General features: G+C 69.5%; 13 protein-coding genes. 7 read left to right on the plus strand and 6 right to left on the minus strand.

Going from position 1 to position 14,541, the window contains the following annotated elements:
• Positions 1-38: 38 nt before the first annotated feature.
• The 4 genes from AB0O76_RS08755 to AB0O76_RS08770 form a co-directional block, all read right to left on the minus strand.
• The gene (locus tag AB0O76_RS08755; RefSeq protein ID WP_365486846.1) at positions 39-365 is read right to left on the minus strand and encodes a hypothetical protein; all 327 of its coding nucleotides are present in this window, start codon (positions 363-365) and stop codon (positions 39-41) included.
• Positions 326-1,666, minus strand: a complete 1,341-nt coding sequence (locus tag AB0O76_RS08760; RefSeq protein WP_365486848.1) for an AMP-binding protein — start codon at positions 1,664-1,666, stop codon at positions 326-328. Before AB0O76_RS08760 ends, AB0O76_RS08755 begins: the two co-directional genes overlap by 40 nt.
• Positions 1,667-1,743: 77 nt before the next feature.
• A complete protein-coding gene (locus tag AB0O76_RS08765; protein ID WP_360767278.1) occupies positions 1,744-2,751 on the minus strand; it encodes an acyl-CoA desaturase in 1,008 nt (335 codons plus the stop codon).
• Positions 2,752-2,808: 57 nt separating this feature from the next.
• Positions 2,809-3,825, minus strand: a complete 1,017-nt coding sequence (locus AB0O76_RS08770) for a 3-oxoacyl-[acyl-carrier-protein] synthase III C-terminal domain-containing protein (RefSeq protein WP_365486850.1) — start codon at positions 3,823-3,825, stop codon at positions 2,809-2,811.
• Positions 3,826-4,066: 241 nt separating this feature from the next.
• Here AB0O76_RS08770 and AB0O76_RS08775 point away from each other — a divergent pair, with 241 nt between their 5' ends.
• The 5 genes from AB0O76_RS08775 (at position 4,067) to AB0O76_RS08795 (ending at position 8,541) form a co-directional block, all read left to right on the plus strand.
• Positions 4,067-4,318 (plus strand): acyl carrier protein, encoded by a 252-nt coding sequence (locus tag AB0O76_RS08775; protein ID WP_365486852.1) that lies wholly within the window; start codon positions 4,067-4,069, stop codon positions 4,316-4,318.
• Entirely contained in the window at positions 4,315-5,178 is an 864-nt protein-coding gene (locus AB0O76_RS08780) for a cyclopropane-fatty-acyl-phospholipid synthase family protein (RefSeq protein WP_365486854.1), read from the plus strand. Before AB0O76_RS08775 ends, AB0O76_RS08780 begins: the two co-directional genes overlap by 4 nt.
• Before the next feature lie 38 nt (positions 5,179-5,216).
• A complete protein-coding gene (locus AB0O76_RS08785; protein ID WP_365486856.1) occupies positions 5,217-6,542 on the plus strand; it encodes an FAD-binding oxidoreductase in 1,326 nt (441 codons plus the stop codon).
• Positions 6,539-7,555 carry an SDR family oxidoreductase gene (locus AB0O76_RS08790; protein ID WP_365486858.1) on the plus strand — a complete coding sequence of 339 codons (1,017 nt, stop codon included), beginning with the start codon at positions 6,539-6,541 and terminating at the stop codon, positions 7,553-7,555. Before AB0O76_RS08785 ends, AB0O76_RS08790 begins: the two co-directional genes overlap by 4 nt.
• 65 nt (positions 7,556-7,620) lie before the next feature.
• Positions 7,621-8,541: an SDR family NAD(P)-dependent oxidoreductase gene (locus AB0O76_RS08795; RefSeq protein WP_365486860.1), complete on the plus strand. Its 921-nt coding sequence runs from the start codon at positions 7,621-7,623 to the stop codon at positions 8,539-8,541.
• Positions 8,542-8,552: 11 nt separating this feature from the next.
• Here AB0O76_RS08795 and AB0O76_RS08800 read toward each other — a convergent pair whose 3' ends face one another.
• Together AB0O76_RS08800 and AB0O76_RS08805 are read right to left on the minus strand one after the other, a co-directional pair.
• Positions 8,553-9,272: a 4'-phosphopantetheinyl transferase superfamily protein gene (locus AB0O76_RS08800; RefSeq protein ID WP_365486862.1), complete on the minus strand. Its 720-nt coding sequence runs from the start codon at positions 9,270-9,272 to the stop codon at positions 8,553-8,555.
• A 14-nt stretch (positions 9,273-9,286) separates the two neighbouring features.
• Complete coding sequence (locus AB0O76_RS08805) at positions 9,287-9,589, minus strand: helix-turn-helix transcriptional regulator (protein ID WP_365486864.1); 303 nt, start codon at positions 9,587-9,589, stop codon at positions 9,287-9,289.
• 270 nt (positions 9,590-9,859) lie between these two features.
• On the opposite strand from AB0O76_RS08805, the gene AB0O76_RS08810 reads away from it, so the two are divergent.
• On the plus strand, positions 9,860-10,834 hold the full coding sequence (locus AB0O76_RS08810; RefSeq protein ID WP_365486866.1) for a beta-ketoacyl-ACP synthase 3: 975 nt from the start codon (positions 9,860-9,862) through the stop codon (positions 10,832-10,834).
• A 158-nt stretch (positions 10,835-10,992) separates the two neighbouring features.
• Complete coding sequence (locus AB0O76_RS08815; RefSeq protein ID WP_365486868.1) at positions 10,993-14,520, plus strand: alpha/beta fold hydrolase; 3,528 nt, start codon at positions 10,993-10,995, stop codon at positions 14,518-14,520.
• Positions 14,521-14,541: the final 21 nt, after the last annotated feature.

Consider the following 14,541-nt stretch of genomic DNA (forward strand, 5'->3'; position numbering starts at 1 on the left):
GCCTTCGGGCCGGGCAGCGGGGGCCGCCGTGCTCCGCGTCAGGCGAACGTCACCCGCGCCACCGGATCGAGCAGCCCGTCGTCGAGCAGCGCCCGGCAGCGGAACCGCTGGATCTTGCCGCTGGGCGTCTTCGGCAGCACGCCCCGCTGCAGGAACAGGCACTCCGCGAGCGCGACCCCGGCCCGGTCCATCGCCAGGGACGCCGCCTCCTCCGCGATGGGCCGGAAGTCCCGCGGGTTGCCCTGCGGCTCCAGCATCAGCACGAGCCGCGTCATGCCCGAGTCGCCCGCGTCGACGACCGCCGCACAACCCTTGCGTACGTTCTTCAGCGAGTCGACCGCCGACTCGATCTCCGATGCGTACACCTTCCGCCCGCCCACCGACAGCATGTCGTCGGCCCGGCCGAGGACATGCTGTCGCGCTGGAAGCCCAGGTCGCCGGTGAGCAGCCGGCCGTCCTTGAAGCGGGCGGCCGTGCGCTCGGGGTCGGCGAAGTAGCCGTCGGCCAGGCTCGGCGACGCCACCTCGATCTCCGCGATCGTGCCGGAGCCGCCCGCCCACACCGAAACCCCGGGCAGCGTGGGGCCGTTGGAGACGAGCCGGGTCGCCCGCGGATGGTCCGGCGCCACCTCGGTCACCACCCCCTCGACGAGCGCGGGCCCGTCGAAGGCGAGCGCCCTGGGCGCCTGGTCCCAGGGCTTCCCGGTCACGGCGAGCGTCGCCTCCGCCATGCCGTACGCGGGCTGGAACGCCGTGTCGGTCAGGCCGAAGGGCCGGAACTTCTCCGTGGCCGCTTCGAGGGTGTCCCAGTCGACCCGCTCCGCGCCGATCACCGCGGCCCGCAGCCGCAGCTCCTTGGGCAGCGTCCCGCGGCCCTGCGCGCGGGCCGCGAGATACACGGCGGTGCTCGTGCCCGCCGTCATCGTCGCCCCGTACTCCGACATGTCACGGAACCAGGTCCGCGGGGCCATCCCGAACCGGTCGGGCGATGAGAGCACGAAGTCGAAGTCGTACGCCCACGAGTACAGCAGGCAGCCGAACATCCCCATGTCGTGCGAGAGCGGAAGCCATGACGCGACCGTGTCCGCGCCGGGCCTGCCACCCGTCAGATGCAGGATGATCTGCAGCTGCTGCTCGATGGAACGGGTCGTCAGGGCGCACCCCTTGGGGGTGCTCGTGCTGCCGGACGAGTACTGGATGAACGCCACGTCGTCCGGTCCCGGCGGGCTCGGCTCGAAGCGCCCGGAGCCCGCAGCGCCGTCCGGTGCGGGCCAGCCGTGCACCGGAAGGTGCCGGCTCAGCTCCTGCGGGACCATGGCCGTGAGCCAGTCGTCGAGGAGCAGGAGCGTCGGGTCGAGCCGGGCCGAGAGGGCGACGAGCTGCTCGCCGTACGCCTCGTGGCTCTGGCCCCGGGTCGGCAGCGGCAGCGAGGCCACCGCGCCGCCGGCCAGCCAGATCGCGAGCAACCCCCGTACGGCGTCAGGGGTGTTGGTGAGGATGGTGGCGACCCGGGTGCCGGGGCCGACACCGAGGGTGCGCAGTCGGGCGGCCATGCCGTGCGCGTCCTTGACGACGTCGCGCCAGGGTGTGTGCGCGAACTCGTCGCCGGTCCACTCGTGCAGCACCCCGTGCGATGCCGGGTTGGTCAGGGCGTTGAAGAACTGCATGTACGTGTTCCCCGTCTTCTCTGCATTTCTGCGGATCTGTGGATCTGCGGATCTGCTGATGTGCGCCGTCGCCCGTGCTACTCCACGTCCACGAGGGAGGTGTCGGAGTCGCGGCCCCGCTCGGCCATGGGGGCGAGCTTCTGCTGGCTCTCCAGGAGCTCCTTCTTGTCGAGGGAACTGCCGCTGACCCGGCTGATGTTGGCCTCGCGCATCGTCATCCGCTCGGGGTCGATGCGGACGACCTTCCAGGCCAGGTGGGTCTTCTCCAGGCTCCAGATGAGGATGGCGCTGAGGTCGATCTCGTACCACTTCATGCCGTGCCGCGCGGAGCGGGGGAACGCGTGGTGGTTGTTGTGCCAGGCCTCGCCGAACGACGGGATCGAGAGCCAGGCCACGTTGCGCGACTCGTCGGTGGTCTCGAAGCGGCGGCGGCCGAAGACGTGGCCGATCGAATTCACCGCGTACGTCATGTGGTTGATGAGGAAGATGCGGACGAGACCGCCCCAGAGCATGCCGGTCAGGCCCGCCTGGACGGAGCCGCCGGTGATGCCGAACGCGATCAGGCCGGGCAGCACGACGCTGGCCGCGACGACGAGCAGGAGGTTCTCGCTCAGCCAGCGCAGCGGCTTCTCGCGGACCAGGTCGGGGCAGTAACGCATGGGGTCGGACGTGAGGTTGACGTTGAAGAGCCACCCCAGGTGGGCGTGCCACAGACCGGCCATCGTGCCCTTGAAGCCCGGCTCGAAGTCGAGGTGCGGGCTGTGCGGGTCGCCTTCCTTGTCGGCGACGCGGTGGTGCTTGCGGTGGTGGGCCGCCCAGATCAGCGGCGGGCCCTGGCCCGCCATGACGCCGGCCGTGGCGAGCGCGACGCGGATGGGCTTGTACGTCTCGAACGACCGATGGGTGAGCATGCGGTGGTAGCCGGTGGAGATGCCGAAGCCCGATATCGCGTACATGATGACCAGGACGACGACGTCCGACCAGCTGAAGACCTTGTTCCAGAGCAGCGCCATGGCTCCTAACACGGCGATCAGCGGGATGACGGACGCGCCGAGAATGAACCAGCGATGCTTCCTGCCGTCCATGTACCTCTCACTTCCGGGAGTTGACTGACTGGTGGGTGCGGGTGACGCGGGCGCTGTTCAGTTCGCGGCGTTCCAGCGCACGGCCGCCGCCGCGGCGAAGTCTCCGGCGTGCGCGAAACCGGACATCACGACGAGGTCGCCGTCGCGCAGGTCACCCGCGCGCGCCGCCTGGTCGAGAGTGATGGGCACGGCGGCCCCGTAGAGGTTGCCGAACCGGTCGAAGGTGTCGAAGTGCCGCTCGGCGTCGACCTTGAGGGCCCGGCGCCAGTTCTTCAGGAAGATCCGGTTGGGCTGGTTGGTGACCAGCACATCGATGAGCGACGGCTGTTCGTCCAGGTCGGTGCAGAGCTCCGAGACGAGCTCGGGCACGAGCCTGTTGCCGCGCTCCAGGATCTCGGCCGTCTTGGTGCTGTCGAACCTGATGTCCGTCTGGCCGGTGCCCGGCTCCCAGTACTTGCGGCCGTCGGGGGCCGAGAGGCCGAGATCGTCGGCGTACGAGGGGATGGAGCGGGTCCGCACGCCGAGCACCGGCGAACCGCCGCCGGCCTCCAGATAGGCGACCCCGCAGCCGTCGCCGGGGATCGCCGCGTGCGACTGCGTGCGCACATCGGACTGGGCGAACATCTGGCCCGCGGTGTTCTGCACATTGGCGATCAGCGCGGTGCGCGCGGCGCCGTCGGCCATGATTTTCTGGGCCAGTTGGACCATGTACATGAACGAGGCGCAGCCGCCGTTGTGCAGGTCCACGATCCACTCGGGGTCGATGCCGAGCCGGTGCGCGGCCTGGGCGCCGACGCCCATGAAGGGCTCGTCCGGCAGCAGCACGTTCGTCAGGAGCACATCCACCTGACCCGCGGGCTCCTTGCCGAGCCGCTCGAAGATGGGCCGGGCCGCCTTCGCGATCATGTCGGACGCCCGCTCGTCCGGGGCGACATGGTGGCGGGCCGGTGGTACGCGGAACAGCGGGGTGTTGGCGAGCGGGTCCACCGGGGCGTTCTCGTCCAGGAAGAACTCGGGGCCCACGACCTTCTCGGGCAGATAGCTCCCGAAGTCGACTATGCCGACGGGCTGCATAACAGTCTCCTCGGAGCTGTCGGATGAGTCGGAGAGATGGGGCAGAGATGGGTCGGAGTACGGAAAACACCTCGTGCCCCTTTCCGCCACCAGGATCAGGATCGGGCAAGGGCAATGCCCTAAAGGGCAATGGCGGCCCGTCGGTTGGCCTCGGTAGGGTCGAGGTTCCCGAGTCCTGGATCCCGGACGGCGGCTCAATAATTCTCAGGCAATCCATCACTCGTAGCGGAAAGGCTGCCCTGTGATCACTGCTGAAGAGGTCTGCGCGCGCATCGCCAAGAAGCTCGGCAGTAAAGCCAATTCATTTACGCTCAACGCCGAGACCTCGTTCGACTCGGTGGGTCTTTCGAGCCTGCAAATAGCCGACATCGTCTACAGCATCGAGGACGACCTCGAGATCGAGTTCGACGAGAGCCGGGCCGCGGGCGTGAAGACCGTCGCCGACCTGGTGAAGCTGGCGGAGGAGACCAAGCAGGGCAGCGCCGCGGCGTGACCATCGATTACCAGGGCGCGACGGCCGAGTCCATCAAGCACCACTACGACGTCTCCAACGACTTCTTCGCGCTGTGGCTTGACGCCGATCTCACCTATACGTGCGCCCTGTGGGACGAGGGCGACACCCTGGAGAGCGCGCAGCAGCGCAAGCTCGACCATCTCATCGAGGGTGCGCGGGCCGGCGGCGCCCGCCGGGTCCTCGACGTCGGCTGCGGTTGGGGAAGCCTGCTCGGCCGGCTCGTCCACACCCACGGCGTGCAGCAGGCGGTCGGCCTGACGCTCAGCGACAGCCAGGCGGAGCGGTTGCGTGAACTGGCCTTGCCGCGCACGGAAGTTCGGGTGGAGAACTGGCTCGACCATGAGCCCGAAGAGGGCTACGACGCCATCATCTCCATCGGCGCCTTCGAGCACTTCGCACGCACCGGCCTGTCCCGGACCGAACGCGTCGCCGCCTACCGTGAGTTCTTCGAGCGCTGCCGCGACTGGCTGCCCAAGGGCGGACGCCTGGCGCTGCAGACGAACATCAAGGGCAACAACGTCCGGATGGACCGGCAGACCGTGCGCGACCTCCTGTTCATCATCGACATCATCTTTCCGGAGTCCGAGATTCCGGCGCTGTCGGAAGTGATCGAGGCCGGCGAGAAGCGCTTCGACGTCGTCTCGCTGCGCAATGACCCGGACCACTACAGCCGGACCTGCCAGGAGTGGCTGAACCGGCTGCGCGCCAACCGTGAGCAGGCCGTGAAGTGCGCGGGCGAGGAGAACGTGGCCAACTACGAGCGGTACTTGGGTGCGACGGTGGGCCATTTCGCCAACCGCCACCTGGGTCTGTCGCGCATCATCCTCGAAGCCGTGTGACCGTGTGACCGTGTGACCGTGTGACCGGGGAGCAACCATTGAACGCGTACAAACACGTCGTGTATTGGCACGACACGGAGCAGGTGACTCTCGGGGAGCCGCTGCGGGAATCCGTCGAATGTGATGTGTGCATTGTCGGTGGTGGGTACACCGGTCTGTGGACCGCCTACTTCCTCAAGGAGGCGGAGCCCGCGCTAGACATCCGTGTCGTCGAGGCCAACCACTCCGGATACGGGGCCTCGGGTCGCGCCGACGGATTTGTCACGCCAACCATCGGCAAAGACATTCAAGCACTGGTCAAGGAATTCGGTCTGCAGCGTGCACTCGACGCGTCGAAGGCGGTCGGCAGGTCGATTCTGGAAATCGGCAGATTCGCCCGCAGGAACCGCGTAGACATCGAGTACGAGGCCAATGACTACCTGATGGTCGCCACCGACGAGGCACAGCTCAAGCGCCTCGAGCACGACCGCGACCTGGCCGAACGGATGGGCGCGGCGCAGCCGGAGATCCTGTCGCGCCAGGACTCGCAGGACATCATCGGGTCGCCCGCGGTGCTCGCGAGCATGCGCACCGGCGGCGCGCTGGTGAACCCGTTCAAGCTCGCCCGCGGCATCGCCCGCGTCGTACGCGACAAGGGCGTGACGATCTACGACAAGTCGCCCTGCCTGCGCGTCGAGCCGGGCGTGCGGCCCACCGTCGTGACGGCCGGCGGCCGGGTGAAGGCCGACAAGGTCGTCCTCGCCACCAATGTGCACATGGACGCCTTCCCGCCGTTCCGCAACAAGGTCGTGCCGATCTGGACGTACGCGATGGTCAGCGAGCCGCTCACCGACGAGCAGCTGTCCCGCGTCGCGTGGGCCGGGCGCGAGGGCCTGGTCGAGGCCAAGTCCCTGCTGACCTGCGCCCGTTTCACCCACGACAACCGGCTGATGTTCGCGGGCGGTCCCGCGCCGTACTACTACGGCCGCGACAAGCGTCAGCGCAACATGAACCGTCCCGAGGTCTACCGCGCCATCCGCCAGGAGTTCCTGCGGTTCTTCCCGATGTGGGGCGACATCGAGTTCACGTACGCATACGGCGGCACCGCCGATGTCGTGCGCGACTACGCCCCGCACTTCGGCACCCTGAACGGCGGCAACATCCTTTACGGGTACGGCTATTGCGGCAACGGCATCGCGGCGACCCACACCGGCGGCAAGGTCCTGCGCGACCTGGCGCTCGGCAAGGACACCGACTACTCCCGGCTGCTCTTCGTGGACGACGAGCGGCGCAAGCCGCCCGCGTCCTTCCCGCCCGAGCCCGCGCTCTACGTCGGCGCCCGCGCCGCGGCGCGGCTCATGGACTGGAAGGAGTCCCGGGCATGAGCGCGCGTCGAACCGTCCTGCTCACCGGGGCGTCCGGTGTCGTCGGCCGCTCCGTCCTGCGCGAGAACGCCCGGGACGGGGAAGGGCCGCGCATCATCGCCGCCACGCACAGCGCTCCCGTGCCCGAGGCGACCGAGCCGCCGGTGCGCTGCGACATGACGGCGGACCGCTTCGGGCTCGACGCGGACAGCTATGCCGCGCTGGCCGGCGAGGTCGACGTCGTCATCCACTCCGCGGGCCTGACCGAGTGGGGTCTGCCCGCCGAGCGCTACGAGCCGATCAACATCGAGGGCACCCGGCGTGTCATCGACTTCGCCCAACAGGCGGGCGCCACCGTCCACTTCATGAGCACCGCCTTCGTCGCGGCGCTCGCGGACACCGCGCCCGTGGAGCTGTCCGCGGACAACGTCTGCCGCAACTACATCCGCTCCAAGCAGCGTGCGGAGCAACTCCTGCGCGACAGCGGTGTGCCGCACACGATCTTCCGGCCCACCAACCTCATCGGCGACTCGTCGACCGGCTGGACGTCGCAGGGCCAGATCGTGCAGCTCATGTCGGACTGGCTCGGCCGGGGCAGAGCCCCCTTCATCCCCGCGCACCCGGGCATCCGCATGGACTTCGTACCGCAGGACCTGCTGTCCCGTGCCGTGCTCGGTGCCATCGAACTCGGTGACGACCAGGGCGAGTTCTGGGTGACGTACGGCCCGGAGGCGATGGACATCGAGACCTGTCTGCAGCTCCTGGTCAAACATGCGGCCGAGCGCGGCCGCGCACTGTCCCTGCCGCCTGTGGTGAACGCCGACGAGCTCGACCCCGAGGCCATCGCGTCCACCGCCCCGATGACCCGCTCGTACCTCTCCGTGCTGCGGGACGTCAGCGAGGTCACCAGATGCAGCGGCGGCGTACTGCCCACCTCCATGCCCCAGTTGCGCGAGCGGTACGGCATCGGGCACGTCGACGACACGGCGGCCTATCTGACGAGCCTGGAGTACGCGGCGGCGCACCTCGGCTAGCGCGAGCGGCACATCGGCCGTCGGGCCGGAGCGAACGTGAACGAACGCGAACGGAAGGAACTGCTGTGAACGAGGGCTGGAACCCACCGGATCTGGGCGGCAAGGTGGCCGTGGTCACCGGGGCCAGCCGTGGCGTGGGCCGTGGCATCGCGCTCGCGCTCGGTGCGGCGGGCGCGACCGTATACGTCACGGGCCGCAGCACACGCGACGGGGAGCGCACCGAAGGCCTGCCCGGCACGGTGGACGACACCGCCGACGAGGTCACCCGGCGCGGCGGCAAGGGCATCGCCCTGCGCTGCGACCACGGCGTGGAGGCGGACAACGAGGCGCTCGCCGAGCGGGTGCGCGACGACCAGGGCCGCCTCGACCTGCTGGTCAACAACGCCTGGGGCGGCTACGAACGCTCATCCGAGGTCCGCTTCGACGCGGCCTTCTGGGAGCAGCCCATGTGGCGCTACGACCTCTTCGAGCGGTCGCTGCGCGCGCAGTACGACGTGACGCGCAGGCTGGCCCCGCTGATGATCCCGCAGCAGAGCGGCCTGGTCGTCGGCATCAGCTTCTCCGACGGCGACATCTACCTCGGCCAGGTCGGCTACGACGTCTTCAAGTCGGCATCCGACCGCATGTGCCGGGGTTTCGCGTCCGATCTGCGCAAGCGCGGCGTCGCGGCGCTCTCCCTGCACCCGGGCTTCGTCCGCACCGAGCGGGTGGAGGCGGCGTGGGAGGCGATGGGCAGCGGCCCCGCTTCGGTGGTGCACTCGCCGGAGTACGTGGGGCGGGCGATCTGCCTGCTGCTCGCCGACCCGGACGTCATGGAGCGGTCGGGGAAGGTGCTCAGCACCGGCGATCTCGCGGCCGAGTACGGCTTCGACGACGTGGACGGGCGGCGGCCCCCGGCGTTCCGTCTTGAGGGCCGGATGAGTCTGGCCACCCGGATGCACCGGCTCAACAAGGTGGTCGGCGCCACCGGACAGTCGCAGCAGTGATGCGACGGCCGTCATTCCAGGCGCAGTTCGGCGGCACGGAGGCGCGGGGCGTCCCCGTCCGGCGCTCCGTCCTGCCTGCGTACGGCGATGGCGGCCCGGTATCCGTCGGGCGCGGGCACATCGACGACGGACCAGCCCGCGGGCACGGGCGGCGCGTCGCGCGGGGCGAACTCCGCGGGCAGTCCCACGTGTCGGCGGCCGACTCCGCCCGGCAGCCCCGTCCCGATTCCCTTCAGATAGGCCTCCTTCCGCACCCAGCAGCCGAGCAGCGCCGCCTCGCGCAGTTCGACGGAGAGCGCGGCCACGGCCTGCTGTTCGGCCGGATGCAGACGGCGCAGCATCCGCGCGAACCCGTCGCGTGCCAGCTCGGCCGACTCGATGTCCGCCCCGACCGGCGATTCCGCAAGTGCGTACAGCGCGAAGTCCCCTGCATGCGAGAGGGAGAACCGCACATCGGGTCTGCCCGCGACGGCGGGCCTGCCGTGCGGCAGTTCGCAGTCGGGCATCCCGCAGGGCTCTCGGACGAACTCCACGCTCTGGGGGGCTACTTCGAGCCGCGCGCCGAGCAGGACGCGCAGTCCCACATGCGCGGTGACATAGCGCTCGCGCGCCGCGGAGTCCTGGAACTCCGCGGCGCGCGAGGCCTCGTCGGCGTCGAGGACCTCCGCGCGCGCGGCGGCCGCCGCGGCGTGATCGGGAATGCGGAGGGTCCGGACGGCGACGTCGTTCACGATGTGGCCTGCCGCTACGGTTTGTCGGTGCTCGGTCCGCGCTGGCGGAGGTCGTCTGCCCATTGCAGCGACACGAGCACGGCCTCTGTCCTGGAACGCAGCCCTAACTTCCGGGTGATGCTGGTCAGATGTGCCTTCACGGTCCGCTCGGCTATGCCGAGCCGGCTGGCAAGCGCCCGGTTCCCCTCACCGGCCGGCAGGACGCTGAGCACTTCGCGCTCCCGGGGGGGGGGGGGCAGACCCTGGAGTGCTGAACGCTCGATGGTTGTTCGGCTGCGTTCGATGAAATTGGTGTCCGAAACGTGCTCCCCGTTCATACGCTCTCCCACTCCTAGGAAGTCTGCACTGCAGGAGGAGTCATATCGATAAAACGCGCACATGATCAACAATTCCCCCTGTAGTCAAACCCTAAAGAAGATCTAGCCCGAATCCACCGGCCCTCGATGTGACTTGCGCCACACTGTAGCCAGGTTGACCGTTCGGGTAACTGGCGTGATAAAGGGCGCGAATTGCACATCACCTTCCAGGGTCGCATCGCCGACGTCCATCGCGCAATTGCTGTTGAATACTTGACGGGGTGACCTGTGTTGTCTCATTCATCTGCTCCGGCCGTTCCTGAAACGGTAACCGGTTCCAGGATCGCGGCCGTCGCGGGCATTCGCCCGGAGCGGGTCGTCGGCAATGAGGAGTTGGGCGCACCGCTCGGCGTGACGGCCGAGTGGATCGAGCGGCGCGTGGGCGTTCGCGAACGCAGATTCGCAGGTGTGGATGATTCGGTCACGGCGATGGCCGCGACCGCCGGCGCCAAGGCGCTGTCGGCCGCCGGGCTCGCCCCGTCCGACATCGACCTCCTCGTGCTCGCCACCTGCTCCATGCCGTCGCCCATGCCCAGTGGCGCCGCGACCGTCGCCGCGCTGCTCGGCGTCCCGCACACCGCGGCCTTCGACGTGAACGCCGCGTGCGCCGGGTTCTGCTACGGACTCGGGGTCGCAGATGGCCTGATCCGTTCCCGCACCAGTCGCTGCGCCCTGGTCGTCGGATCGGAGCGGATGACCGACTGGGTGGACCCGGCGGACGTGGACACCGCCACCGTCTTCGCCGACGGGGCCGGCGCCGCGGTCGTCGTACCCGCCGAACGGACGGGCATCCACCCGGTGGTGTGGGGCGGCGACGGCGACCAGGCCACCCTGGTCGCCATCCCCGACCGGCACGGCCGCGTCACCATGCGCGGCCAGGCCGTCTACCGCTGGGTCACCACCGAACTGGCCGCGGTCGCGGAGGAGGCCTGCGCGCGCGCCGGGATCGCCCCCGGTGACCTCAAGGGCTTCGTCACCCACCAGGCCAACCTGCGCATGATCGAACGCCTCGCCGCGAGCCTCGGCGTCACCGACGCCGCCGTCGCCCGCGACATCGTGGAGACCGGCAACACCTCGGCGGCCTCCGTCCCGCTCGCGCTGTCCCGCCTCATCGACCTGGGCCAGGTCCGGTCCGGCGACCCGATCCTGCTCCTCGGCTTCGGCGCGGGGCTCAGCTACGCGGCACAGGTGGTGTCGTGCCCGTGACTGATGGATACGTGACTGGTGGATAGCTTATGTAAATGGTCGAGGTTTGCGACTCCGCGAGATTCTCGCTGCCCGTGCAGCACGTCGAATATTCGCCGCGGTCCGGCCTTCTTTGAGGTAGGTTCCGGAAGCGGTACGCGCTTGAATGGGGGAAGTACATGGGCAGTGCAGGAATAGGCGACAATGACCGCCTGCGCACGGTGCTGGATGTTGTCCTCAAGGAAACCGCGGATTTACTCGGTCAGTCCCCGGATGTCATCGATCCTCAGCGCGCATACCTCGACTACGGCTACAACTCACTGGCCGCACTTGAACTGACCAGTCAATTAGGCAGGGCCTTCGGCCTTGAACTGCCAATGACCATGCTGTTCGACCATCCCAATCCCGACGCGGTCGCCCGATATCTGGTGTCCCGTATCGAGGCGCCTGCCGATACGACCGCGGCCGATGAGACTGCGGCGGACTCGGCCCCCGCCGATGACGACCCCATCGTGATCGTCGGCGTGGCCTGTCGGTATCCCGGCGGTGTCGACTCGCCCGCCGCACTGTGGCGCCTCGTCGAGGAACGCCGCGACGCCATCTCGGAGTTCCCGACGGACCGCGGCTGGCCGCTGGCCGAGCTGTACCACCCCGACCCGGACCACCCCGGCACGACGTACTCCAAGTCGGGCGGCTTCATCACCGGCGCCACGGACTTCGACGCCGACTTCTTCGGGATCAGCCCCCGCGAGGCCCTGGCGATGGACCCGCAGCAGCGGCTGCTCCTGGAGGGCGCTTGGGAGGTCTTCGAGGACGCGGGCATCGACCCCGCCGCACTGCGCTCCACTCCGACCGGCGTCTTCGCCGGCGTGTCCGGCGTCGACTACAGCTACGTCGCCCGAGCGGGCGGCACCGGCCTCCAGGGCTACTGGGGGATCGGCACGCTCCCGGCGGTCGCTTCGGGCCGCGTGGCTTACACGTTCGGGTTCGAGGGCCCTGCGCTGACGGTGGACACGGCGTGCTCGTCATCCCTGGTCGCCACACATCTGGCGATGCAGTCCCTGCGCCGCGGCGAGTCCTCGCTGGCCGTGGCCGCCGGGGTGACCGTCCTGGCCACGCCCGAGGTCTTCGTGGAGTTCTCCCGCCAGCGTGCGCTCTCCCCGGGCGGCCGCTGCCGCTCCTTCGCATCGGCGGCGGACGGCACCGGCTGGGCGGAGGGCATGGGCGTACTCCTCCTTGAGCGGTTGTCGGATGCGCGGCGCAATGGTCGTCGGGTGTATGGGGTGTTGCGCGGTTCGGCGGTGAACCAGGACGGTGCGAGCAATGGCATGACGGCGCCGAACGGGCCGTCCCAGGAGCGGGTGATCCGGGCGGCGTTGGCGGATGCGGGCCTGTCGTCGGCGGATGTGGACGCGGTGGAGGGTCATGGCACGGCGACCGTGCTTGGCGACCCGATCGAGGCGCAGGCGTTGCTTGCGACGTACGGGCAGGACCGGGTGGCGGGGCGGCCGTTGTGGCTCGGCTCGCTGAAGTCGAACATCGGGCACACCCAGGCGGCGGCGGGTGTGGGCGGTGTGATCAAGATGGTCATGGCGATGGGTGCTCAGTCGCTGCCCGCGACGCTGCATGTGGATGAGCCGACGTCGAAGGTGGACTGGTCTTCGGGTGCGGTGGAGCTGTTGCGGGAGGCGCGGGAGTGGCCTCGGGATGGTTCGCGGCCGCGTCGTGCTGGGGTGTCGAGCTTCGGAGCCAGTGGCACGAACGCGCATGTGATCGTGGAGGAGCCGCCCCTGGAGTCTCCGGTGGAGGCTGCGGCGTCTGAGGACGGGCCGGGCGGTCCGGCGGTGTGGGTCCTGTCCGGCAAGATGCCCTCGGGCCTGAGTGCCCAAGCCCGTCGCTTGCGTGAATGGCTTGGCGCACGGCCGGAGTTGGACCCCCTGGACATCGGCTACTCACTCGCGACCGGTCGTGCCCAGCTCTCCCACCGCGCGGTGATCGTCGGCAACGACCGCACCGAACTCCTCGCCGGACTCGACCAGATCGCCGAAGGTGACCCCGGCCCCCGTGTCCGGCTCAGCTCCAGGGCGCGGACGGGAAGTATCGCCTTCGTGGTCCCGGCCCCCGACCGTCAGTCGATGCACCTCGCCCATGAACTCCTTGCCGGCGCCCCGGTGTTCGCCGCCCGGATGGGGGAGTGCGCCGATGCCCTCGCCCCGCACGTCGAGTGGAACCTCCTCGACGTCCTGAACGGCGCACCCGGCGCCCCCGCGGTCTTCGACGAGGGCGTGTTCGGTCCCGCCTTCTTCGCCGTCCAGGTGTCGCTCGCGGCGCTCTGGGACTCGTACGGCGTCAAGGCCGATGGAGTGGTCGCCCAGCCCGGCGGCGAACTCGCCGCCTCGGTGATCACCGGGCACCGGACGCTGGAGGAGGCCGCACGCATCGTGGCCGGGGCGTCCACGGCCGACACGAGTGCGGCGCCTGCGCGGCAGGACGGCGCCCCGGAGACCGGCACCCTGCGGGACGGCATCCGCGAGAAGGCCGAGCACGACTTCCGCGCGTTCATCGAGATCAGCCCGCAGCCCACCCTCGCCGACGAGGTGGCCACGGCCATCGGCGCCGCGGGCGGCGACCCCGCCGAGTTCCTGATCACGCGGCCGGTGGACGACGAGACCGACGGTCTCGCCGCCTTCCTGCTCATGCTCGCGCAGGCCCACGTCGGCGGCGTACGCGTGGACTGGGCACCGGCGTTCGCCGACCGCGCCGCACGCACGGTGGAACTGCCGACGTACCCCTTCCAGCGCCAGCGGTACTGGCTGGGGGAGAAGCCGGAAAAGCAGGCGGCGGCGGCAGCACCGGCCCAACCGGCGGCCGGAGAAGAGCGCCGCAGCGGCACCTTCACCGTGATGCTGCGCCGCGCACACGTCGAGAACGCCATCGGGGAAGCGGTCCCGGTCCTCGCGGCCGCCTCACGCTTCCGCCCGTCCTTCTCGTCGACGGCGGAGCTGAGCGGATCGCCCAGGTCGGTGCTTGCCGCCGACGGCAGCGCATCGCCCGCGGTGATCTGCGTGCCCTCGTTCCTCGCGGGTTCAGGACCCCACCAATTCGCCCGTCTTGCGGTTGAGTTCAGCCCCAGGATGCGGACCTCGGCGCTCGTACTTCCTGGCTTCGGGAAGTCCTCGCCGCTGCCGGTGTCGTGGGACTTGGTGGTCGAGGCGATGGCCGAGGCCACGCTCGAAGCCGCGGCGGGCGAACGCTTCTTCCTCGTCGGCCACTCCGTGGGCGGACTGATGGCACAGGCCATCGCGGAGCGGCTGCAGAGGACGGGGCGCGAGGCCGAGGGCGTCGTGATGATCGATACGTACGACATCGACGACAGAGGCGAGCGGGAGGCCCTGTTCGACTGGGCGATGAACGAGATCCTCGACCGGGACCCGACCGGAATCGTCGTCAACGACGACAACCTCCTGGCGATGGGCGCCTATCTGCGGCTCTACGACCAGTGGTCGCCGATCAGCATCAAGGCCCCCACCCTCGCGGTGCGGGCGGCGGGGGCGGGCGCGACGCTGAACGCCCCCATCGATCCCACCTGGAAAGCGGCGGACTTCGGCGAATCGGTCCTCGCCGACCACTTCTCGATTCTCGAGGACAAGGCCGCGACCACGGCACGAGTGCTCGGCGAATGGTTCGCCCGCACCTCGCACAGCTGACAGCAACGATGCGTTACCACG

This window comes from Streptomyces sp. NPDC086554 (genome assembly GCF_040686095.1).
Taxonomy (GTDB): domain Bacteria; phylum Actinomycetota; class Actinomycetes; order Streptomycetales; family Streptomycetaceae; genus Streptomyces.

What these genes read in the sequence shown, in the direction of transcription:
- AB0O76_RS08760 (WP_365486848.1), bottom strand. Translation starts at nt 1,666, where the DNA reads ATGCAGTTCTTCAACGCCCTGACCAACCCGGCATCGCACGGGGTGCTG.
- AB0O76_RS08765 (WP_360767278.1), bottom strand. Translation starts at nt 2,751, where the DNA reads ATGGACGGCAGGAAGCATCGCTGGTTCATTCTCGGCGCGTCCGTCATC.
- AB0O76_RS08770 (WP_365486850.1), bottom strand. Translation starts at nt 3,825, where the DNA reads ATGCAGCCCGTCGGCATAGTCGACTTCGGGAGCTATCTGCCCGAGAAG.
- AB0O76_RS08790 (WP_365486858.1), top strand. Translation starts at nt 6,539, where the DNA reads ATGAGCGCGCGTCGAACCGTCCTGCTCACCGGGGCGTCCGGTGTCGTC.
- AB0O76_RS08805 (WP_365486864.1), bottom strand. Translation starts at nt 9,589, where the DNA reads ATGAACGGGGAGCACGTTTCGGACACCAATTTCATCGAACGCAGCCGA.
- AB0O76_RS08815 (WP_365486868.1), top strand. Translation starts at nt 10,993, where the DNA reads ATGGGCAGTGCAGGAATAGGCGACAATGACCGCCTGCGCACGGTGCTG.